This is a genomic window from Pseudomonas monsensis (genome assembly GCF_014268495.2).
GTDB classification, from domain to species: Bacteria; Pseudomonadota; Gammaproteobacteria; order Pseudomonadales; family Pseudomonadaceae; genus Aquipseudomonas; species Aquipseudomonas monsensis.
This window is the reverse complement of sequence record NZ_CP077087.1, coordinates 4,818,620-4,840,843: the sequence shown is the minus strand read 5'-3', so window position 1 is coordinate 4,840,843 and position 22,224 is coordinate 4,818,620. Positions and strand designations below refer to the sequence as shown.

21 protein-coding genes are annotated in these 22,224 nt (G+C 61.6%); 18 read left to right on the top strand and 3 right to left on the bottom strand.

From position 1 onward, the window contains the following. Positions 1-34 precede the first annotated feature (34 nt). The 3 genes from HV782_RS21325 to HV782_RS21315 all read left to right on the top strand — a co-directional run bounded on the left by HV782_RS21325 (position 35) and on the right by HV782_RS21315 (position 2,500). Positions 35-658 carry a glutathione S-transferase family protein gene (locus HV782_RS21325; protein ID WP_186744956.1) on the top strand — a complete coding sequence of 208 codons (624 nt, stop codon included), beginning with the start codon at positions 35-37 and terminating at the stop codon, positions 656-658. A gap of 133 nt (positions 659-791) precedes the next feature. After that, positions 792-1,724 (top strand): ABC transporter ATP-binding protein, encoded by a 933-nt coding sequence (locus HV782_RS21320; RefSeq protein WP_123466834.1) that lies wholly within the window; start codon positions 792-794, stop codon positions 1,722-1,724. After that, positions 1,721-2,500: an ABC transporter permease gene (locus tag HV782_RS21315; RefSeq protein WP_003227090.1), complete on the top strand. Its 780-nt coding sequence runs from the start codon at positions 1,721-1,723 to the stop codon at positions 2,498-2,500. The genes HV782_RS21320 and HV782_RS21315 overlap by 4 nt, the downstream gene beginning before the upstream one ends. A gap of 164 nt (positions 2,501-2,664) precedes the next feature. Here the strand turns inward: HV782_RS21315 and HV782_RS21310 are convergent, their stop codons facing one another. Further along, complete coding sequence (locus HV782_RS21310; protein WP_186744954.1) at positions 2,665-3,183, bottom strand: DUF2062 domain-containing protein; 519 nt, start codon at positions 3,181-3,183, stop codon at positions 2,665-2,667. Between the two features lie 136 nt (positions 3,184-3,319). Between HV782_RS21310 and HV782_RS21305 the strand changes: the two genes are divergently transcribed. The 12 genes from HV782_RS21305 (at position 3,320) to HV782_RS21250 (ending at position 14,846) form a co-directional block, all read left to right on the top strand. After that, on the top strand, positions 3,320-5,554 hold the full coding sequence (locus HV782_RS21305; RefSeq protein ID WP_186744951.1) for a DNA internalization-related competence protein ComEC/Rec2: 2,235 nt from the start codon (positions 3,320-3,322) through the stop codon (positions 5,552-5,554). A 101-nt stretch (positions 5,555-5,655) separates the two neighbouring features. Then, complete coding sequence (locus HV782_RS21300) at positions 5,656-6,291, top strand: MotA/TolQ/ExbB proton channel family protein (protein WP_123466826.1); 636 nt, start codon at positions 5,656-5,658, stop codon at positions 6,289-6,291. Then, positions 6,288-6,716: an ExbD/TolR family protein gene (locus tag HV782_RS21295; protein WP_123466824.1), complete on the top strand. Its 429-nt coding sequence runs from the start codon at positions 6,288-6,290 to the stop codon at positions 6,714-6,716. Before HV782_RS21300 ends, HV782_RS21295 begins: the two co-directional genes overlap by 4 nt. Continuing rightward, complete coding sequence (lpxK, locus tag HV782_RS21290; RefSeq protein WP_186744949.1) at positions 6,716-7,726, top strand: tetraacyldisaccharide 4'-kinase; 1,011 nt, start codon at positions 6,716-6,718, stop codon at positions 7,724-7,726. Before HV782_RS21295 ends, lpxK begins: the two co-directional genes overlap by 1 nt. Before the next feature lie 21 nt (positions 7,727-7,747). Next, complete coding sequence (locus HV782_RS21285; protein WP_003174668.1) at positions 7,748-7,933, top strand: Trm112 family protein; 186 nt, start codon at positions 7,748-7,750, stop codon at positions 7,931-7,933. Next, positions 7,930-8,694, top strand: a complete 765-nt coding sequence (gene kdsB, locus HV782_RS21280; RefSeq protein ID WP_186744947.1) for a 3-deoxy-manno-octulosonate cytidylyltransferase — start codon at positions 7,930-7,932, stop codon at positions 8,692-8,694. Before HV782_RS21285 ends, kdsB begins: the two co-directional genes overlap by 4 nt. Beyond that, complete coding sequence (locus HV782_RS21275; protein ID WP_123466818.1) at positions 8,694-9,158, top strand: low molecular weight protein-tyrosine-phosphatase; 465 nt, start codon at positions 8,694-8,696, stop codon at positions 9,156-9,158. Before kdsB ends, HV782_RS21275 begins: the two co-directional genes overlap by 1 nt. Further along, positions 9,155-10,174 carry a UDP-N-acetylmuramate dehydrogenase gene (murB, locus tag HV782_RS21270; protein WP_123466816.1) on the top strand — a complete coding sequence of 340 codons (1,020 nt, stop codon included), beginning with the start codon at positions 9,155-9,157 and terminating at the stop codon, positions 10,172-10,174. The genes HV782_RS21275 and murB overlap by 4 nt, the downstream gene beginning before the upstream one ends. Positions 10,175-10,484: 310 nt before the next feature. Continuing rightward, complete coding sequence (locus tag HV782_RS21265; RefSeq protein WP_128615473.1) at positions 10,485-10,955, top strand: (2Fe-2S)-binding protein; 471 nt, start codon at positions 10,485-10,487, stop codon at positions 10,953-10,955. Beyond that, positions 10,952-13,273, top strand: coding sequence for a xanthine dehydrogenase family protein molybdopterin-binding subunit (locus tag HV782_RS21260; protein WP_186744944.1), 2,322 nt, complete (start codon positions 10,952-10,954; stop codon positions 13,271-13,273). Before HV782_RS21265 ends, HV782_RS21260 begins: the two co-directional genes overlap by 4 nt. Next, positions 13,273-14,253, top strand: a complete 981-nt coding sequence (locus tag HV782_RS21255) for an XdhC family protein (RefSeq protein WP_186744942.1) — start codon at positions 13,273-13,275, stop codon at positions 14,251-14,253. The genes HV782_RS21260 and HV782_RS21255 overlap by 1 nt, the downstream gene beginning before the upstream one ends. Beyond that, complete coding sequence (locus HV782_RS21250; RefSeq protein WP_123466808.1) at positions 14,250-14,846, top strand: nucleotidyltransferase family protein; 597 nt, start codon at positions 14,250-14,252, stop codon at positions 14,844-14,846. The genes HV782_RS21255 and HV782_RS21250 overlap by 4 nt, the downstream gene beginning before the upstream one ends. A gap of 105 nt (positions 14,847-14,951) precedes the next feature. On the opposite strand, the gene rne is transcribed toward HV782_RS21250, so the two are convergent. Next, the gene (rne, locus tag HV782_RS21245) at positions 14,952-18,203 is read right to left on the bottom strand and encodes a ribonuclease E (protein ID WP_186744939.1); all 3,252 of its coding nucleotides are present in this window, start codon (positions 18,201-18,203) and stop codon (positions 14,952-14,954) included. A 699-nt stretch (positions 18,204-18,902) separates the two neighbouring features. Between rne and rluC the strand changes: the two genes are divergently transcribed. The 3 genes from rluC to HV782_RS21230 are packed head-to-tail and all read left to right on the top strand — an operon-like array spanning position 18,903 to position 21,528. Continuing rightward, complete coding sequence (gene rluC / locus HV782_RS21240) at positions 18,903-19,865, top strand: 23S rRNA pseudouridine(955/2504/2580) synthase RluC (RefSeq protein ID WP_007950779.1); 963 nt, start codon at positions 18,903-18,905, stop codon at positions 19,863-19,865. After that, positions 19,852-20,514 (top strand): HAD-IA family hydrolase, encoded by a 663-nt coding sequence (locus HV782_RS21235; protein ID WP_123466802.1) that lies wholly within the window; start codon positions 19,852-19,854, stop codon positions 20,512-20,514. The genes rluC and HV782_RS21235 overlap by 14 nt, the downstream gene beginning before the upstream one ends. Before the next feature lie 24 nt (positions 20,515-20,538). Next, positions 20,539-21,528 carry a S49 family peptidase gene (locus HV782_RS21230; RefSeq protein WP_123466800.1) on the top strand — a complete coding sequence of 330 codons (990 nt, stop codon included), beginning with the start codon at positions 20,539-20,541 and terminating at the stop codon, positions 21,526-21,528. A gap of 84 nt (positions 21,529-21,612) precedes the next feature. On the opposite strand, the gene HV782_RS21225 is transcribed toward HV782_RS21230, so the two are convergent. Then, positions 21,613-22,191, bottom strand: coding sequence for a Maf family protein (locus tag HV782_RS21225; RefSeq protein WP_186744937.1), 579 nt, complete (start codon positions 22,189-22,191; stop codon positions 21,613-21,615). Positions 22,192-22,224: the final 33 nt, after the last annotated feature.

The following is a 22,224-nucleotide window of genomic DNA, read 5'->3' as shown; positions in this document are numbered from 1 at the left end:
TGCTGCCTGCCCACTCATTTGAAAAGAGGCGGTCATGCTGAAGATCTGGGGACGGAAAAACTCATCGAATGTCCGGAAGCCGCTGTGGGCCGCCGAAGAGTTGGGTCTGGCGTATGAGGCGATTGATGCCGGTGGCGCCTTCGGTGTGGTCGATACGCCTGAATATCGGGCGATGAACCCGAACGGCCGGGTACCGATGATCGAGGATGACGGCTTTGTGTTGTGGGAATCCAACGCGATCGTGCGCTATCTGCTGGCCAAACATGCGCCGAACAGTGCGTGGTACTCCGCCGATCCGCAGGCACGAGCCAGCGCTGACAAGTGGATGGACTGGACCACCTCGAGTTTTGCCGGTCCCTTCCGTACCGTGTTCTGGGGCGTATTGCGCACGCCCGCCGACAAGCAGGACTGGCCGGCAATCAACGCTGCGATCAAGGAATGCACCGAGCTGTTGAACATGGCCGAGCAGACGCTTGCCAGCCAGCCTTACCTGTCCGGAAGCGAAATCGGCATGGGTGACATTCCCCTCGGCTCCTTCATTTATGCCTGGTTCGAAATGCCCATCGAGCGTGCCGCGCAGCCGTATCTGGAAGCGTGGTATGCCCGGTTGAAGCAGCGTCCGGCGTATCAGAAAGCAGTCATGACCGCGTTGACTTGATAATAACTATCGACACACTTGACTGTACTTGTGTGGCGGCGGCAAGCACCATTGCGTTCGCGCGCCGTGGTTGTTTTGTTCGCCGCCCGGCCCAATCTTTCCTTTTCTTCCCTTCTTGGTGCGTAAATCCGATATGAGTTCCGCTCTGTCCATCCGGCAGCTAACCAAAACCTACGGCAACGGGTTCCAGGCCTTGAGTGGTATCGATCTGGACGTCGCCGAAGGTGACTTTTTCGCCTTGCTCGGCCCCAACGGTGCCGGCAAATCCACAACCATCGGCATTCTCTCGACCCTGGTGAACAAGACCAGCGGTACGGTGAATATCTTCGGCCACGACCTGGACAAGAACCCGGCAGCGCTCAAGCGCTCGATCGGCGTGGTGCCTCAGGAATTCAACTTCAACCAGTTCGAAAAGACCTTTGACATCGTCGTGACCCAGGCCGGCTACTACGGCATTCCGGCGAAAATCGCCAAGGAACGCGCCGAGCAGTACCTGACCCAACTCGGCCTGTGGGACAAGCGCGATGTGCCGTCGCGGTCGCTGTCCGGCGGCATGAAGCGTCGCTTGATGATCGCCCGGGCGCTGGTGCATGAACCGCGCCTGCTGATCCTCGACGAACCGACCGCCGGGGTCGACATTGAGCTGCGCCGGTCGATGTGGACGTTCCTCACTGAACTGAACGAGAAGGGCATCACCATCATCCTCACCACGCATTATCTGGAAGAGGCTGAGCAGCTGTGCCGCAACATCGGCATCATCGACCACGGCACCATCGTCGAGAACACCAGCATGAAACAACTGCTGGGCCAGCTGCACGTTGAGACCTTCCTGCTGGACCTGAAAACCGACTTGAACGTGGCGCCGCAATTGCTCGGCTATCCCGCCCGGTTGATCGACAGCCATACCCTGGAAGTCCAGGTTGACAAGTCCATGGGCATCACCGCGCTGTTCACTCAATTGGCGCAGCAGAACATCGAAGTGCTGAGCCTGCGTAACAAAACCAATCGCCTCGAGGAGCTATTCGTGTCCCTGGTGGAGAAAAATCTGTCGAAGGTGGCGGTATGAGTTCCGAATTCCGTCCCAACCTCGTCGCCCTCAACACCATTGTTTATCGGGAAGTCCGGCGCTTTACCCGGATCTGGCCGCAGACCCTGCTGCCGCCGGCGATCACCATGGTTCTGTATTTCGTGATCTTCGGTAACCTGATCGGCCGGCAGATCGGCGACATGGGTGGCTTCACCTACATGGAGTACATCGTGCCGGGGCTGATCATGATGTCGGTGATCACCAACTCCTACGGCAACGTGGTGTCGAGCTTTTTCGGCAGCAAGTTCCAGCGCTCCATCGAAGAACTGATGGTGTCGCCGGTATCGCCGCACACCATCCTGATCGGCTACACCGTTGGCGGCGTGCTGCGCGGCTTGATGGTCGGGGTGATCGTGACGATTTTGTCGTTGTTCTTCACCCATCTGCAGGTGCATCACCTCGGCGTGACTTTGCTGGTGGTGATTCTGACGGCGACGATCTTCTCGCTTCTGGGCTTCATCAACGCCGTGTTTGCGCGCAACTTCGATGATATTTCGATCATCCCGACGTTTGTGCTGACGCCGCTGACCTACTTGGGTGGCGTGTTTTATTCGATCACGCTGCTGCCGCCGTTCTGGCAGACCGTGTCGCTGGCCAACCCTGTGCTGCACATGGTCAACGCCTTTCGGTACGGCATTCTTGGTGTGTCGGATATCCGTATCGGCATTGCGATCACCTTCATGCTGGTGGCGACCGTGGTGCTGTATCTCGGTTGTGCGCGGTTGCTGGTGAGTGGGCGCGGGATGCGGACCTGATCCCAAACCGCGTCGCTGTCATCGCGGACAAGCCTGCTGCGACAGGGATTGTGTCGTTCACATAATTCCGGGCAAACCCGATTCTGTGAGAGCGGGCTTGCCCGCGATGGGGTTCATTCAGACGCTACAAAAAAACGGCCTCCAATGCGGAGGCCGTTTTGCATTCAGCGCATGCGGCTTTTCTTGCGCCGCGTCCATTGCCGCGCCACCCACCAGCGCCAATACATCATCACAATGCAGTAGGCGAGGGCACCGAGTACCAGCCCGCAGACCACCGAGCCCAGCAAAAACGGCTGCCACAACGTCGACAATTGGCCGCTGATCCATTCCCAGGTCAACTCATCCGGCAGATGCCGGGCAGGCACATCCATCAACCATGCCCCGGCCTGATAGGTGCAAAAGAACACCGCCGGCATGGTGATCGGGTTGGTCAGCCAGACCAGACTCACGGCGATCGGCAGATTGCCACGCACGGTAATGGCCAGCGCAGCGGCCACCAGCATCTGCGCCGGAATCGGCAGAAATGCAGCGAACAGGCCGACGGCCATCGCACGGGCCACCGAGTGGCGGTTGAGGTGCCAGAGGTTCGGGTCGTGCAGCAACTTGCCGAGAAAGCGTAAGGATTTGTGTTCCCTGATGCTCGTCGGGTCAGGCATGTAACGTTTGAATAAGCGCCGGGGCATAAGGCTTCTCGGTCGGTTAAGGCGGCAAGTATGTCTGGATTCTACGAAGCGCCCATTCAGACTTTGTGACAATTGTTGACGACGGTCGTGCCCGCCAAGCGCTATGCCTAAGTGCGGGACTCTCAAGGACGGGCTTATGCGCACAGGGATGATGGCGCTGGCAGTCGGTCTGCTGGTGCCGCTTTTTATGCCGGCGTTACCGCCGGTCGGGGTCGTGGTGCTGCTGCCGGTGGTGGCGTTGATGGTGTTGCCGTTTCGCAGCTATCCAGTGGCGTTTCTGCTGTTCGGCTTCACCTGGAGCTGCGTCGGTGCGCAGTGGGCGTTGAATGATCGACTCTCGCCAGTGCTGGACGGCGAAACCCGCTGGATCGAAGGGCGGGTGACGGGATTGCCGCAAACCAGCGATGGCGTCGTGCGCTTCGAACTTGCCGATGCCCGCTCGCGTCACGAGAAACTGCCAACGTTGCTGCGGCTGGCCTGGTATGCCGGGCCACCGGTCAACAGCGGCGAGCGCTGGCGATTGGCGGTGAAGTTCAAGCGCCCCGGCGGGCTGCTCAATCCGGATGCCTTCGATCATGAAGCCTGGTTGTTGGCCCAACGCGTCGGTGCGACCGGCACGGTCAAGGACGGGCAGCGTCTGCGCGAGGCACACTGGGCCTGGCGTGACAGTATTCGCCAGCGTGTGCTGGCGGTGGATGCGCAGGGGCGGGCCGCAGCGCTGGCGGCTTTGGTGCTGGGTGACGGCTCGGGGCTCAGTCGCGAAGATTGGCGCATTCTGCAACACACCGGCACCGTGCATTTGCTGGTGATTTCCGGCCAGCACATCGGCCTGTTGGCGGCGGTCATGTACCTGTTGGTCGCCGGATTGGCCCGTCTGGGCGTGTGGCCACTGCGCTGGCCATGGCTGCCGTGGGCCTGCGGTCTGGCGTTCGCGGCGGCGCTCGGCTACGCGTTGCTGGCCGGGTTTGACGTGCCGGTGCAACGCGCCTGCGTGATGGTGGGGCTGGTGTTGCTGTGGCGCCTGCGCTTTCGTCATCTGGGCGCGTGGTGGCCGCTGTTGCTGGCGTTCAATGGCGTGCTGTTGGTCGATCCACTGGCCGGGTTGCGGCCGGGGTTGTGGCTGTCCTTCGCGGCAGTGGCGGTGCTGATCTTCACCTTTGGCGGACGCCTCGGTGCCTGGCGCTGGTGGCAGACTTGGACTCGGGCGCAATGGCTGATTGCGATCGGTTTGTGTCCGGTGTTGCTGGCGCTGAACCTGCCGATCAGCCTCAGCGGGCCGTTGGCGAATCTGTTGGCGGTGCCTTGGGTCAGTCTGGTGGTGCTGCCACCCGCGCTGCTTGGCACGGTGTTGTTACCGCTCCCGTATGTCGGCGAAGGTTTACTGTGGCTGGCGGGTGTCTTGATCGACGGGCTGTTTCGCGGGCTGGCGCTCATTGCCGTACACTGGCCGGCCTGGGTGGCAGCTTCGATGCCGGTGTGGGTCTGGGCGATCGGCGCACTTGGCGCGTTGCTGTTGCTGCTGCCGCGAGGCGTGCCCATGAGGATTTTGGGCTGGCCACTACTGCTGATCCTGGCGCTGCCGCCACGCGAGCCACTGGCACACGGCCTGGCGGATGTCTGGCAATTGGATGTTGGCCAGGGCCTGGCGATTCTGATCCGCACGCGTCATCACACGTTGCTGTATGACGCCGGGCCGCGTTTCGGCGATTTCGACCTCGGTGAACGGGTGGTAGTCCCGGCCTTGCGCAAACTGCGCGTGGAACACATTGATCTGATGATGCTCAGCCATGCCGACGCCGATCATGCCGGCGGCGCGCTGGCGATCACACGCGGCTTGCCGGTGACGCGAGTCATCAGCGGCGATCCGCCGGGCCTGCCTGCCGAATTGAGTGCCCAAGCCTGCGAAAGTGGGCAGCAGTGGCAGTGGGATGGCGTCCGTTTTCGCCTCTGGCAATGGGCCGATGCCGACGACAGCAACCAGCGTTCCTGCGTGTTGCAGGTCGAGGCCAATGGCGAGCGCCTGTTGCTCACCGGCGACATCGACCTTCACGCCGAGCGGGTTCTGCTCGATAGCGCGCTGGCAGTCCCGACCCAATGGCTGCAGGCCCCCCATCACGGCAGCCGCACCTCTTCCTCGATGGCCCTGCTCAAGGTGTTGAATCCTGAAACGGTGCTGATTTCCCGAGGCCACGGCAATTCGTTCGGCCATCCTCATCCCACGGTACTGGCGCGCTATCGCAAACAGGGCCTGCGCATTTACGACAGCGCCGAGCACGGCGCGATTCATCTGCAACTGGGCAGGTTCAAACCGGCGCGGACGATGCGTCAACACCGGCGTTTCTGGCGTGATTCGCCAGTATTGGCCCGTTGATCGGAGCGCGCTTGAATGCACCATCACGGTCGTCGGGCCGGCGGGTCCTGATCGCGAAGCGGTATGGTAAAGTGGCGCACTTTTTCGAGGGGACTGTCACTGTGTGGGAATTGGTCAAATCCGGCGGCTGGATGATGTTGCCGATCATTCTGAGTTCCATCGCGGCCATGGCGATTGTCGCCGAGCGCCTGTGGACCCTGCGCGCCAGTCGCGTCACCCCCGAGCATCTGCTGGGCCAGGTCTGGGTGTGGATCAAGGACAAGCAGCTCAATAAAGAAAAACTCAAGGAATTGCGCGCCAATTCGCCGCTGGGTGAAATCCTTGCCGCGGGCCTGGCCAATTCCAAGCATGGTCGCGAGATCATGAAGGAATGCATCGAAGAAGCCGCCGGGCGGGTGATCCACGAGCTGGAGCGCTACGTCAACGCGCTGGGCACCATTGCTGCCATGGCGCCGCTGCTCGGCCTGCTGGGTACGGTGCTGGGCATGATCGATATTTTCAGTGCCTTCACCGGCTCCGGCATGACCACCAATGCATCGGTATTGGCCGGCGGTATTTCCAAGGCGCTGATCACCACGGCGGCGGGCCTGATGGTCGGTATTCCGTCGGTGTTCTTCCACCGTTTCCTGCAACGCCGCATCGACGAACTGGTGGTGGGCATGGAGCAGGAAGCGATCAAACTGGTCGAAGTGGTGCAGGGCGACCGTGACGTCGATCTGGCCGGGGAAAGAGCGTGAAATTCCGTCGCAAACCCCGGGAAACGGTGGACATCAATCTCGCGTCGCTGATTGACGTGGTGTTCATCCTGCTGCTGTTTTTCGTCGTGACCACCACCTTCACCCGCGAGACCCAGCTGCGTGTCGATCTGCCAGAGTCAGTCAGCGGTTCGCCCGCCGAAGACCAGCAGCTCAAGCAACTGGATGTCGCGATCAGCGCCGAAGGCGTGTTCTCGGTGAACAACAAGATTCTGCCGAAGAACGATCTGGCGACCCTCATGGAAGCCATGCAGAAAGAAGCCAACGGTGACACCAACATGCCGTTGTCGATCAGTGCCGATGGCAAGACTCAGCACCAATCAGTGATCACCGCCATGGATGCGGCCGGCAAGCTCGGTTTCAGCCATCTGCGCATGACCACGGTCGAGGCGGCGCCCAAATCCTGATGAGCCTGTCCGATCGCTTGCTCGCCGCGTGGTATCAGGGGCACCCGGCCCTGACGCTGTTGCGGCCGCTGGAAATGTTGTATCGCCGCGTGGTGGTCAATAAACGCCGGCGCTTTCTTGATGGTGAAGGCGCAATCTATCAGCCGCCGGTGCCCCTGATCGTCGTGGGTAACATCACCGTCGGCGGTACCGGCAAGACGCCGATGATCCTCTGGCTGATCGAGCACTGCCGGCGCAGCGGTTTGCGCGTGGGCGTGGTCAGCCGTGGTTACGGTGCCAAGCCGCCGCAATTGCCGTGGCGGGTCGAAGCCGACCAGCACGCCGCCATCGCCGGCGACGAACCGCTGCTGATCGTCCAGCGCACCGGGGTGCCGCTGATGATCGACCCTGATCGCAGCGCCGCCGTCAAAGCTTTGCTCGCCAGCGAGCCGCTGGACCTGATTCTCTCCGACGATGGCATGCAGCATTACCGCCTGGCCCGGGATCTGGAACTGGTACTGATCGACGCCGCCCGTGGCCTCGGAAACAAACGCTGCCTGCCGGCCGGTCCGTTGCGTGAGCCGATCGAGCGCCTGCAAAGCGTCGACGGTGTGCTGTTCAACGGCGCCACGGCCGACCGCGACGATGGCTTCGCGTTTCGCCTGCAACCGACCGCGCTGGTCAATCTGCGCAGTGGCGAGCGCAAGCCGCTCGAGCATTTTGCGCCCGGTCAATCGGTGCACGCAGTGGCCGGGATCGGCAATCCGCAACGTTTCTTCAATACCCTCGAAGCGCTAGACTGGCGGGCAATCCCCCATGCGTTTGCCGACCACGCGCAATACAGCGTGCAGGCCTTGAATTTCACACCGTCATTGCCATTGGTGATGACCGAAAAGGACGCGGTGAAGTGCCGTGCCTTTGCGGCTGACGACTGGTGGTATCTGGCGGTCGATGCCGTGCCGTCACCGGCCTTCGTGGCCTGGTTCGACACACAGTTGATGCGCCTGTTGCCCGATCGCCTTTTGCCTTAACTCTTTATCCAGGGAATGTTCATGGACACCAAATTGCTCGACATCCTCGCGTGCCCGATCTGCAAAGGCCCGCTCAAGCTCAGCGCCGACAAGACCGAACTGATCAGCAAGGGCGCCGGCCTGGCCTACCCGATCCGCGACGGCATCCCGGTGATGCTCGAAAGCGAAGCGCGCACCCTGACCACCGACGAGCGTCTGGATAAATGACCACTGCCTTCACCGTTGTCATCCCGTCGCGTTACGCCTCGACCCGTCTGCCGGGTAAACCGCTGCTGGATATTGCCGGCAAGCCGATGATCCAGCACGTCTGGGAACAGGCGAGCAAAAGCAGCGCCAGCCGTGTGGTCGTGGCGACAGACGATGCGCGCATTGTCGAGGCCTGCCAGGGTTTCGGCGCCGAAGTGGTGCTGACCCGTGAAGACCACAACTCCGGCACTGACCGCCTGGCCGAAGTCGCGGCGAAACTGGGCCTTGAGCCTGACGCGATCGTGGTCAACGTGCAGGGCGACGAGCCGCTGATCCCGCCGAGCGTGATCGATCAGGTCGCCGCCAACCTTGCCGCCCACACCGAAGCGCGCATGGCCACCCTGGCCGAGCCGATCGAGGACGTGCAGACCCTGTTCAATCCGAACGTGGTCAAGGTTGTCAGTGACCTCAACGGTCTGGCGCTGACCTTCAGTCGCGCAACCTTGCCGTGGGCGCGCGATGCGTTCGCCAAGAGCCGCGAGCAGTTGCCCGAGGGTGTGCCGTACCGTCGCCACATTGGCATTTATGCCTACCGCGCCGGTTTCCTGCAGGATTTTGTGAGCTGGGGCCCGTGCTGGCTGGAAAACACGGAGTCCCTCGAGCAACTGCGTGCCCTGTGGCACGGCGTGCGGATTCATGTCGCCGATGCGTTGATCGCACCACCGACTGGCGTCGATACCGTCGAAGACCTCGAGCGCGTTCGCCGCCTGCTGGAGGCCTGATGCGCGTTCTGTTCGTGTGCCTGGGCAACATTTGCCGTTCGCCCACCGCCGAAGGCGTATTGCGCCACAAACTGCGTGAAGCCGGGCTGGCGGATCGAGTCGAGGTGGCTTCCGCCGGCACCGGCGACTGGCACGTCGGCAACCCGCCGGACAAGCGCAGCCAGGCCGCCGCCAAAGTGCGCGGCTATGACCTGTCGGCGCAACGCGCGCAGCAGGTCAGCCGGGCCGATTTCGCCAGTTACGACCTGATTCTGGCCATGGACAACAGCAACCTGCGTAACCTCAAGGCGCTGCAACCGTCCACCGCCAAGGCCGAACTGGATCTGTTCCTGCGCCGTTATGCCGGGGTGGTCGATGAAGTGCCGGATCCTTATTACGACGGCGATCAGGGTTTCGAACAGGTGCTGGATCTCATCGAAGCGGCCTGCGACCAACTGTTGATCGAAGTGAAGGGCCGGTTATGAGTGTGCAACTGCAACGGCAGGTTTCCCTGAAACCGTTCAACAGTTTTGGCGTGGATGTTCGCGCGCAACTGTTTGCCGAAGCCCACAGCGATGCCGATGTCCGTGAAGCGCTGGCTTATGCTGCTGCGCATGACATGCCGTTGTTGGTGATTGGCGGTGGCAGCAACTTGTTGCTGACCGCAGACATTCCGGCGCTGGTGCTGCGCATGGCCACTCGCGGCATTCGCGTGGTGAACGATGACGGCAATCACGTCGTGATCGAAGCTGAGGCCGGCGAACCGTGGCATCCGTTCGTCCAGCACACCCTGGCGCAGGGTTTTTCCGGTCTGGAAAATCTCAGCCTGATCCCCGGCACCGTCGGCGCTGCGCCGATGCAGAACATCGGCGCCTACGGTGTCGAGATCAAGGACGTGTTCGCCGGGCTGACTGCGCTGGATCGCCAGACCGGCGAGCTGCGCGACTTCAGCCTGGAAGAATGCAACTTCGCCTACCGCGACAGCCTGTTCAAGCAGCAGCCGGGGCGTTGGCTGATCCTGCGCGTGCGCTTCAAGCTCGACCGGGTCGCCCATCTGCATCTGGACTACGGCCCGGTGCGTCAGCGCCTGACCGAGCAGGGCATCGAGCAACCGACGCCCACCGACGTCAGCCGGGCGATCTGCAGCATCCGTAGCGAAAAACTGCCGGATCCGGCGGTGCTCGGCAATGCTGGCAGCTTCTTCAAGAATCCGCTGGTATCGGCCGCTCTGGTTGAGCAGATCAAGGCGCAGCACCCGGATCTGGTGGCCTATGCGCAACCGGACGGGCAGATGAAGCTGGCCGCTGGCTGGCTGATCGAGCGCGCTGGCTGGAAGGGTTTCCGTGAGGCCGATGCCGGCGTGCATAAATTGCAGGCGCTGGTGCTGGTCAATTACGGCGCGGCCACCGGCCTGCAACTGCTGGAGCTGGCGCAACGCATCCAGAAAGATATTGCCGAACGTTTCAATGTCGAGCTGGAAATGGAGCCCAACCGCTATTAATGCAGCTACGAGCCTCAAGTTTTTAGCGGCGAGCTACAATCTTGATCGTGAGCCAGCTCCTGCTTGTGCTTGCAGCTTGTAGCTAGAAACTTGCAACTGAAAAGCCCTGTCTCAGCAGGGCTTTTTTGTTAACGATGGGTTAACTTAGCCAGCTAACGATAACCGTCATTTGCTTCACCAAAGGCCCGGTGCAGACGTTCGCGTCGGCACGAGAGAGCCTATTAGCCTGAGTTGATCTGCGTGAACCATCGCCAGCCTCCGGCGGCAGATTGCTCGACCCCATAACCACCAAGAATATGCGGGCGTGCCCATGATTACCCTGAAACTCAACGGTCAAGACCATCCTCTCGATGTCACTGAAGACATGCCGCTGCTTTGGGCCATCCGTGATGTCGCCGGTTACAACGGCACCAAATTCGGCTGCGGCATGGGCCTGTGCGGCGCCTGCACCATTCACATCGACGGCTTGCCCGCCCGCAGTTGCATCACCACCATCGGCTCGGTGGTCGGACAAAACGTCACCACCATCGACAACCTGCATGCCGATCCGGTCGGGCAAGTCGTCCAGCAAGCCTGGCTCGACAGCGCCGTGGCCCAATGCGGTTTCTGTCAGGGCGGGCAGATCATGTCCGCCACCGCGTTGCTCAAGACCAACCCGAACCCGAGCGATGAGCAGATTGAAGAGGCGATGGTCGGCAACATTTGCCGGTGCGGCACTTACAACCGCATCAAAACCGCGATCCGCCAGGCTTCCACTCATCTGAAGGAGGCCAAGGCATGAGCCGTTTGCCGAATGATTTTGCCCTGAGCAACCTCAGCCGCCGTGGTTTCCTCAAGGGTGTCGGCGCCACTGGCGCATTGGTGCTGGCCGCCAGTTGGGGCTGGCAGGACGCGTTGGCCGAAGATGCACCGAAGAAATTCGGCGCTGACGGCATGCCCAACGGCTGGATCGACGATCCGAAGGTCTACGTCAGCATTGCTGCGGACGGCACGGTGACCGTGGTCTGCAACCGTTCGGAAATGGGCCAGGGCGTGCGCACCAGCCTGACCATGGTCGTTGCCGATGAACTGGACGCCGATTGGGCCAAGGTCAAAGTCCGGCAAGCGCCGGGCGATGAAGTGCGGTTCGGCAACCAGGACACCGACGGTTCGCGCAGCATGCGCCACTGGTATGAGCCGATGCGCCGTTGCGGTGCGGCGGCCAGGACCATGCTGGAGCAAGCCGCCGCTGCACAATGGAAAGTGCCGGTGGGCGAGTGCCATGCGCAGTTGCACAAAGTCCTGCACAAACCGTCCGGTCGTGAACTGGGTTATGGCGAGCTCGCCGCTGCCGCCAGTGCGCTGGCCGTGCCGGCGCGCGACAGTCTGCGCCTAAAGCAACCGGCGGAGTTCCGCTATATCGGCAAGGAAGGCACCAAAGCCATCGACGGCGACGACATCGTCAACGGTCGTGCGGTGTATGGCGCCGATGTGCATTTTGACGGCATGTTGTTCGCCACTGTCGCCCGTCCGGCGGTGTACGGCGGCAAGGTCATGTCGGTGGATGACAGCGCCGCGCTGAAAGTCCCGGGTGTGCTTAAAGTCATTCAGATCGAAAGTCGTCCGTTGCCGTCGGAGTTTCAGCCGTTGGGTGGCGTGGCTGTAATCGCCAGCAACACCTGGGCAGCGATCAAGGGCCGCGAGGCGCTGAAGATCGAATGGGACGATGGCCCGAATGCCAGTTACGACTCGGTGGCCTATCGCAAGGAACTGGAAGCTGCCGCGCTGAAACCCGGCAAAGTGGTGCGCAACACCGGTGATATCGACAAGGCCCTCAGTGGCGCCGCGAGTACGCTGGAAGCGTCTTACTATTTGCCGCACCTGGCGCAGGCGCCGATGGAGCCGATGGTCGCCATCGCCCGTTACAAGGACGGCACTTGCGAAGCCTGGGCGCCAAGTCAGGCGCCACAGGTGACCCGTGAACGGATTGCCGAGCGCCTTGGCCTGCCTTTCGATAACGTCACCTTCAATGTCACGTTGCTGGGCGGTGGTTTCGGGCGCAAGTCGAAACCGGATTTCGTCGTAGAAGCGGCGATCCTCGCCAAGGAATTTCCCGGCAAGGCCGTGCGGGTGCAGTGGACGCGGGAAGACGACATCCATAACTCGTATTTCCACACGGTGTCGGCCGAATACCTGAAGGCCGGCGTCGGCAAGGATGGCATGCCGTCGGGCTGGCTGCATCGCACGGTGGCGCCGAGCATCACCGCATTATTCGCGCCGGGCATGAACCATGAGGCGGCGTTCGAACTGGGCATGGGCTTTACCAACATGGCCTATGCCATTCCCAGCGTGCGCCTGGAAAACCCAGAAGCGACGGTGCACACCCGGGTGGGCTGGTATCGCTCGGTGTCGAACATTCCTCACGGCTTCGCGATCCAGAGTTTCGTCGATGAACTGGCGCACAAGGCCGGCGTCGATCCGCTCGAGTATCAGATCAAACTGCTTGGCCCGGACCGGCAGATTGATCCGCGCACCCTCAGCGAAGAGTGGAACTACGGCGAATCTCCCGAGCGTTATCCAATTGATACCGGGCGCATGCGTGCAGTGCTGGAGACGGCGGCGAAGGCAGCCGGCTGGGGTCGCCAATTGCCCAAGGGCCGCGGCCTGGGGCTGGCGGTGCATTACAGCTTTGTCACTTATGTGGCGGCAGTCATTGAAGTCGAGGTCAAGGACGACGGCACGCTGATCGTGCACAAGGCCGATATCGCCGTCGATTGCGGGCCGCAGATCAACCCGGAGCGTATTCGCTCGCAGTTCGAGGGCGCTTGCGTGATGGGCCTGGGCAACGCGGTACTGGGGGAAATCAGCTTCAAGGATGGCAAGGTCCAGCAGGACAACTTCCATATGTACGAGGTGGCGCGCATGTCGCTGGCACCCAAGGAGGTCGCGGTGCATCTGGTGACGCCACCGGGTGACGTGCCGTTGGGCGGTGTCGGTGAGCCAGGCGTGCCGCCGATTGCGCCGGCGCTGTGCAATGCGATTTTCGCCGCCACCGGCAAACGCATCCGTGACTTGCCAGTGCGTTACCAGTTGCAAGGCTGGCAGAAGGCGCAGGCGTAATGGACAGCGCTGATCTCAACGTCCTGCGCAGCGTGCTGGAATGGCGCCGCGCCGGGCAGCGGGTGGTGTTGTTCAGCGTGGTGCAGACCTGGGGCACTGCGCCCCGCGCGCCCGGTGCGATGCTCGCGTTGCGCGAGGATGGCGTGGTGATCGGTTCGGTGTCGGGCGGGTGTGTCGAGGATGACTTGATCGCGCGCCTGCATGACGGACGGATCGCGAGCGACGGCCCGCCGGTGCAGTTGATTACTTATGGCGTCACCCGTGAAGAGGCGGCGCGCTTCGGTTTGCCCTGTGGCGGCACGTTGCGCCTGACTGAAGAGCGGGTCGGCGATCCGGCCTGGGTTGCCGAACTGCTCGCTCGATGCGAGGCCCATGAAATCGTCGCCCGTGAGCTGAATATCGCCACCGGTGAGGTGCTGCTGACGCCCGCCAGCCCAGCCGATTCGCTGCAGTTCGATGGTCAAACCCTGCGGGCGATTTACGGTCCGCGCTGGCGTCTGCTGTTGATCGGTGCCGGACAGCTGTCGCGGTACGTGGCAGAGATGGCGCGGTTGCTGGATTTCGAGGTGCTGATCTGCGACCCGCGCACCGAGTTCGTTTACGGCTGGGCAGAGCAACAGGGCCGTTTCGTTCCGGGCATGCCCGATGACGCGGTATTGAGCATTCAAACCGACGAGCGCACGGCGATTGTTGCGCTGACCCATGATCCTCGCCTGGACGACATGGCCTTGCTGACGGCGCTGGATTCACCCGCCTTCTATGTCGGTGCACTCGGCTCCCGGGTCAACAGTCAGAAACGCCGGGAGAATCTGGCTCAGCTAGGCTTGTCAGAAGCAGCCATTGCGCGATTGCACGGGCCGATCGGTCTGCACATTGGCAGCCATTCGCCGGCGGAAATTGCCTTGTCGTTGCTGGCGGAGATTGTTGCGGTCAAGAACGGCATCGCGTTGAAACAGAAAAAGCCGGCGGAGGGCACATGAGTCGATCCATTGCAGTGATCGTGCTGGCAGCGGGCGAGGGCAGCCGCTTTCGCCAGGTGGCCGGCGCGGACAGAGACAAGTTGCTGGCCGACTGCACCGGGCGCGATGGCGCGGTGCGGTCAGTGATCGAGCAGGTGTTGGTGAATCTGCCCGCCAGCCTCGACAAGCGTGTGCTGGTGACCACCGAGGCGCGACCGCAAGCGATGCGTATGGCGCAGGCCTACGGCTGTGAAGTGGTTTCCATAGGCACCACCGGAATGGGCGACAGCATTGCTGCCGGGATTGCTGCGTGCCCGAAAGCCGATGGCTGGCTGATTGTATTGGGGGATATGCCGTTTATCTTGCCGTCGACGCTTGAGCGGGTGGTCGCGGCCATGGCGGACGATGCCGTAAGCGTACCAGTGCAGGCAGGTGAGTTTGGCCATCCGGTGGGATTTGGGCGTTCGTTTGGCCCGGCGTTGTTGGGGTTGAGTGGCGATCGCGGGGCCAGGCCGCTGTTCAAGCAGGGGCGGGTGGTGGAAGTGGCGGTGGATGATCCCGGAGTGTTGTGGGATATCGACGTGCCTGAAGCGTTGGTGTTTCCCCGGTCCTGAGGCCTGAACGGATGACCTTGTGGTAGCGGGCAGAGATGTCGAAAACGAAGGCAAAAAAAAGCCCCGCCTGATTGCTCAGGCGGGGCTTTTTACTGGCTGTTGGAATCAGACGAGCGGTTTAGGCTCGTGTTCTTTTTCCTGGGCCACTTCGTGCTGCTCGACCGCGTCCTGAACGGAGCGTGGTGCTTCAGCAATCACCGACTCAACGACAGCTTCCTCTGCGGCCGGGGCAGGGGCTGCCTCGACTACTTCAGCAGCGACCGCTGGAGCTGCCGCAGCAGCCAGTTCGGCTTCTTTGGCCAGACGCTCTTCTTCACGCTTGCGACGACGCACTTCACGCGGATCGTTAGGCGCGCGACCGTTTGGCGTCAGGGCGCTGACCGGTGCTGCAGCTTCAACCACCGGGGCCGGAGTTTCTGCTACCACGGGCGCTTCGACAACCGGCGCTTCAACGACTGGCGCTGGAGCAGGTTGAACGGCTTCCACTACGGGTTCGGCAGCCTTGGCTTCTTCAGCGGCTGGGGCCTCGACTACGGGCGCCGGGGTTTCAGCGACGGCAGGCTCGGCCACCCAGTTGAACGCGGTTTGTTCTTCACGAACTTCACGCACGCTTTCAGTCACGGTTTCAGCGACGGTTTCAACAACTGGCTCTGCCACCATAGCTGGGGCTTCGACAACCGGCGCAGGCTCGGCAGCAGCTTCAACCTGAGGCTGAGCTTCGCGAACCGGTGCCACTTCGACTTCCGGAGCGGCGATCACTTCCACCGGCGTAGTCGCTTCGACAACCGGCGCTTCCACTGGAGCGGTTTCCAGGGTGGCGGCGGTGGCGCGTTCGGCTTGCTCGTGAGCCTGTGCTTCAGCCGGAGCGCTGATCACGCTGCTGGCAACAGCGGCGGTGACGGCCAGGCCGGCAGCCAGATCGGCAGTGCCTGGTGCTTCAGCGTTTTCGCCAGACTCGGATTCTTCCGAACCTTCGATTACGTTGCCGTTGGCATCACGCTGACGCTCACGACGGTTGCTGCGACGACGCTGACCACGGGAGCGACGACGCGGACGATCGCCTTCGGCGGTGTCTTGACCGTCTTCCGGCAGTTGCTCTTCGTTCGTAGTCACTTCTTCTTCGGCAACGGCAGCAGCGGCCTGCTCGGCACGTGGCTGACGCTCTTCACGCGGCGGACGCGGCGCGCGCTCTTCACGCGGCTGACGAGCCGGACGCTCTTCGGCAACGACAGCAGCAGCGGCGGCTGGAGCGGCAGGAGTGGCGTCCAGAGGTTCGCGCAGTTCACGCACACGCTCTTCACGCTCGCCACGTGGCTTGCGGTCTTCACGTGGGGCACGCGGTGCACGTTCTTCACGCGGAGCGCGTGGTGCGCGTTCTTCGCGGGCGGCTGGTGCTTCGCTGCGGGCTTCACGCGGCTCGCGGACTTCACGGGCTTCACGTGGGGCGCGTTCTTCACGCGGCTCACGCGGTGCACGTTCTTCACGTGGCGCACGTTCTTCGCGCGGCTTGCGTTCTTCATCGCGGCGACCATTACGGTTGCGGCTCTGCTGACGACCGTTGCGACGCTCTTCATTGCGGGCCGGACGCTCGGTGGCCGGTTTTTCAACCACCACCGGAGCGGCTGGCTCTTCCTTGGTGGCGAACAGGCTGACCAGCGATTTCACCAGGCCTTTGAACAGGCTTGGCTCTGGCGCGGCAACCGGTGCCGGTGCTGGAGCCGCAGGTGCGGCGACTTCGGTCGGCACCGGAGCGTTGGCGCGGGCCGGAGCGGTTTTGACCGCGGCTTCCTGGCGAACCAGGGTGCGGGTCGCGGCGGCTGGCTGGACTTCTTCGACTTCGGCAGCGGCAGCAGCGATCTCGTAGCTGGACTGGTTGGTCGCGGCTTCCGGGCTGTCGTCACGCAGACGCTGAACTTCGAAGTGCGGCGTTTCGAGGTGATCGTTCGGCAGGATGACGATACGGGCACGGGTGCGCAGTTCGATCTTGGTGATCGAGTTGCGTTTTTCGTTGAGCAGGAACGCGGCGACCGGAATCGGCACTTGAGCGCGCACTTCGGCAGTGCGGTCTTTCAGGGCTTCTTCTTCGATCAGGCGCAGGATGGCCAGCGACAGCGATTCAACGTCACGGATGATGCCGGTGCCGTTGCAGCGCGGGCAGACGATGCCGCTGCTTTCGCCCAGGGATGGACGCAGGCGCTGACGGGACATTTCCAGCAGGCCAAAGCGCGAGATGCGGCCGATCTGCACGCGAGCGCGGTCGGCTTCCAGGCATTCGCGGACTTTCTCTTCCACGGCGCGCTGGTTCTTGGCAGGGGTCATGTCAATGAAGTCGATGACGATCAGGCCGCCGATGTCGCGCAGGCGCAACTGACGGGCGATTTCTTCGGCGGCTTCAAGGTTGGTCTGCAGGGCGGTTTCTTCGATGTCGCTGCCTTTGGTGGCGCGCGCCGAGTTGATGTCGATGGACACCAGGGCTTCGGTCGGATCGATAACGATGGAGCCGCCGGAAGGCAGTTCGACGACACGCTGGAACGCGGTCTCGATCTGGCTTTCGATCTGGAAACGGTTGAACAGCGGCACGCTGTCTTCGTACAGCTTGATCTTGCTGGCGTACTGCGGCATCACCTGGCGGATGAAGGTCAGGGCTTCGTCCTGGGCTTCAACGCTGTCGATCAGCACTTCGCCGATGTCCTGGCGCAGGTAATCGCGGATGGCGCGGATGATCACGTTGCTTTCCTGGTAGATCAGGAAAGGCGCGGAGCGATCCAGCGAGGCTTCTTTGATGGCGGTCCACAGTTGCAGCAGGTAATCGAGGTCCCACTGCATTTCTTCGCTGCTGCGGCCAAGGCCGGCAGTGCGCACGATCAGACCCATGTCGGCTGGTGCCACCAGGCCGTTCAGCGCTTCACGCAGTTCGTTGCGCTCTTCGCCTTCGATGCGACGGGAGATACCGCCGGCACGCGGGTTGTTCGGCATCAGCACGAGGTAACGACCGGCCAGGCTGATGAAGGTGGTCAGGGCGGCGCCCTTGTTGCCACGTTCTTCTTTTTCGACCTGAACGATGACTTCCTGGCCTTCGCTCAGGACGTCCTTGATGTTGACGCGGCCTTCAGGGGCTTTCTTGAAGTATTCGCGGGAGATTTCTTTGAGGGGCAGGAAGCCGTGGCGCTCGGAGCCGAAATCGACAAAGGCAGCCTCAAGGCTTGGTTCGATGCGAGTGATACGGCCTTTATAGATGTTGGCCTTCTTCTGCTCGCGTGCACCGGATTCGATGTCCAGGTCGTAGAGGCGTTGGCCATCTACCAGTGCAACACGCAACTCTTCGGGTTGAGTTGCGTTAATCAGCATTCTTTTCATGTAGTACCGTCGGTTTCCGGGCTGCCGGAAACGGCGTTCGGCACACACGACTTCTCACGGTCGGTGTCAGGTGCGTCGGGAATGGTTGGCCATTCCCGTGTCCAGCGATGTCAGGCCAATTGGGCCGATACCGCGACGTACGCGTCCTGCTTGCTGTGGCTACATAAGCACTCAGTCAGGAGGAGGAATCAACCAGCGGCTGTGGACGAGATGAAGCGTCTTGATAAAGCCTATTGCTACACAGTCCGGCGGTTGTGCATCTCCACCCTACACGTATCCCTGATAATTCGGGTGCTGCCGCGCGCAGAATCCGCAGCGGGTTGGCATTTACCGTGAGCTCCGAAAGGGGAGGTCACGCATCATGGCTAATTCAGGCGATGTTTCCGAAACATTCGCTCGGGGTCATCTGCAGCTGACTGCACTTTGTGAACTGGCCTCGAATATTTGCCTGTCAGGCGAGTGAAAACTCTGCTCGACGGTGTAATTCAGGCCTCATGTCACCTGCGCTTGTTACAACTGCAAACTCCACCGTTACGTAGCGAAAGCCCCGTAGGACGGCCTCGCGTCCTGGTGAATTGCGTTGGTCAGGGCCGGTTTTTGACCGTGGTTCCGCTGTCCAGGCCGCTTTTGGCGGCGTTCGCGACTATAGCAGCAATGATTAAGTGCTTCAAATCCATAAAAATTGTTATCATCCGCGGCATGACAACTACTGCCCCTTCGACTCCAGGCGTTCAACTGCTTGAAGTCTCGCCGGAGTATGCCGGCCAACGAATCGACAACTTTCTCCTCGCCCGGCTCAAAGGCGTGCCCAAGACCTTGATTTACCGCATTTTGCGTAAAGGCGAAGTGCGTGTGAACAAGGGGCGGATCAAGCCCGAATACAAGCTGCAGGCCGGTGATATCGTGCGCGTGCCGCCGGTTCGCGTGCCTGAGCGCGACGAGCCGGTGCCTCTGGCGCAAGGCTTGTTGCAGCGTCTGGAAGCCTCGATTGTCTACGAAGACAAAGCCCTGATCGTGATCAACAAGCCCGCCGGCATTGCGGTTCACGGCGGCAGCGGCTTGAATTACGGCGTCATCGAAGCCTTTCGTCAGTTGCGCCCGGATGCCAAGGAGCTGGAACTGGTTCACCGACTTGACCGGGATACCTCCGGCCTGCTGATGATCGCCAAGAAACGCAGCATGTTGCGGCACTTGCACGCCGCATTGCGCGGTGACGGCGTCGACAAGCGCTACATGGCGCTGGTTCGCGGCAACTGGGCAACTTCGATCAAGCAAGTCCGTGCGGCGCTCGGCAAGAGCAATCTGCGCTCCGGCGAGCGCATGGTCGAGGTCGATGAGGAGGAGGGCAAGGAGTCGGTGACCGTGTTCAAGGTCCTGCGTCGCTTTGGCGACTTTGCCACCTTGATCGAGGCCAAGCCGATCACCGGCCGCACGCACCAGATCCGCGTCCACACGTTGCACGCCGGGCACTGCATTGCCGGCGACACCAAGTACGGCGATGACGGTTTCAGCAAGGAAATCCGTGATCTGGGCGGCAAGCGCCTGTTCCTGCACGCCTACATGCTGACCGTGCCGCTGCCCGATGGCGGTGAACTCAAGTTGCAGGCACCGGTCGATGAAATGTGGGCCAAGACCGTGGAGCGATTGAGTGCGCCCATCTGATTGCAAACTGCTGATTTTCGATTGGGACGGCACCCTCGCCGATTCCATTGGTCGGATTGTCGAGGCGATGCACTCTGCGTCCGCGCGTTCCGGTTTCGAGTTGCGTGATGATTTTGCCGTCAAAGGCATCATCGGCCTGGGCTTGCCCGAGGCGATCCGCACCTTGTATCCGGACATCAGCGATACCGAGATGACCTTGTTTCGCGAGTATTACGCCGATCACTACATCGCGGCAGAAGCCGTGCCTTCGCCGTTGTTCGATGGCGTTGTCGAGTCGATGGCGTCGTTTCGCGAGCAGGGCTATCACCTGGCAGTCGCGACCGGTAAAAATCGTCGCGGACTGGATCGGGTGCTCAAGGCCAATGGCTGGGAAGACTATTTCGATATCACTCGCGCCGCCGACGAGACTGCGAGCAAGCCGCATCCGCTGATGCTCGAGCAGATTCTCGCGCATTGCGGTGTGCGCCCCGAGCAGGCGTTGATGGTAGGGGATTCGTCCTTCGACTTGTTGATGGCGCGTAACGCGGGCATGGCGTCTGTGGCGGTGAGTTATGGCGCGCAGTCGATTGAATCGCTGCAGCAGTTCGAGCCGCGCCTGTCGATCGACCGGTTTAGTGAATTGCACGCCTGGCTGGGGCAGCAGGCTTAATACGTTTTTGCTGGGGTACAGCGCATGACCGACGAATGGAAAGCACCGGCCAAGGCAAGTGCCGACGACGGTGACGAGAAAAGCTGGAAACTATTGGAGAAAACCCTGCTGGCCGGCGTGCAGGAACAGCGTCGTTCGCGGCGTTGGGGGATTTTCTTCAAGCTGCTGACGTTTGTTTATCTGTTTGTTGCGCTGATTCTGTTCACGCCGCTGATGGACATGGAAAAGAGCGCCACCCGTTCTTCGAACTACACAGCGCTGATCGACATCACCGGCATGATCGCCGACAAGGAGCCGGCCAGCGCTGACAATATCGTCGGCAGTCTGCGGGCGGCCTTCGAGGACAAGAAGGTCAAGGGTGTGATCCTGCGCATCAATAGTCCAGGCGGCAGTCCGGTGCAGTCGGGTTACGTGTATGACGAGATCAAGCGTCTGCGGGGGCTGCACCCGGACACCAAGGTGTATGCGGTGATTTCCGATCTGGGGGCGTCCGGTGCCTATTACATCGCCAGTGCGGCGGATCAGATCTATGCCGACAAGGCCAGTCTGGTTGGTTCGATCGGTGTGACGGCGGCGGGTTACGGCTTTGTTGGCACGATGGACAAGCTGGGTGTCGAGCGTCGTACGTATACCTCGGGTGAGCACAAGTCGTTCCTCGATCCGTTCCAGCCACAGAAAGCTGACGAGACGGCGTTCTGGCAGACCGTGCTGGACACCACGCACAAGCAGTTCATCAACAGCGTCAAGCAGGGGCGTGGCGATCGCCTCAAGGACAAAGAGCATCCGGAGCTGTTCTCCGGGCTGGTCTGGTCCGGAGAACAGGCGCTGCCGCTGGGGCTGATTGATGGCCTGGGTAATGCCAGTTCGGTGGCGCGGGATGTGATCGGCGAGAAAGAGCTGGTGGATTTCACCGTTCAGGAATCGCCGTTTGATCGTTTCTCGAAGAAGCTGGGTGCCAGCGTGGCTGAGCAGTTGGCGATGTGGATGGGTTTCCACGGGCCTTCGTTGCGTTAATTCGTTTCAAGTCAAAAGATCGCAGCCTGCGGCAGTGCCTACAGAGATCGGTGTAGGCACTGCCGCAGGCTGCGATCTTTTGCTTTAAGGGATCTGCACGCCTTCGGCCAGCAGCATGTCGATCAGGCGAATCAACGGCAGGCCGATCAGGCTGGTCGCGTCAGGCCCTTCGGTGGATTGAAACAGGCTCACGCCCAGCCCTTCGGCCTTGAAGCTGCCAGCGCAGTCGTAAGGCTGTTCAATGCGCAGGTAGCGCTCAACGCGAGCCTGGTCCAGTTTGCGCATGTGAACGGTGAACGGCACGCAGTCGACCTGGCATTGGCCGGTCTGGCTGTTAAGCAGGGCCAGGCCGGTCAGGAAGATCACGCTTGCGCCGCTGGCGGCCATCAATTGTTCGCAGGCCTTGTCGAAGGTGTGCGGCTTGCCGATGATCTGCTCGCCAAGCACGGCGACCTGGTCAGAGCCGATGATCAGATGGTCGGGGTGGCTGGCGGCCAGTGCCCGGGCTTTCTGTTCGGCGAGACGTTTGACCAGTTCGATGGCCGATTCGCCGGGGCGATGGCTTTCGTCGATATCCGGCGAACTGCAGACGAACGGCAGGTGCAGGCGGGCGAGCAATTCCCGGCGATAAGTCGAGCTTGAAGCAAGTAATAAAGGCAGCATTGGCGTCTCCTGAGGCAGGCGCGAATTCTAGCG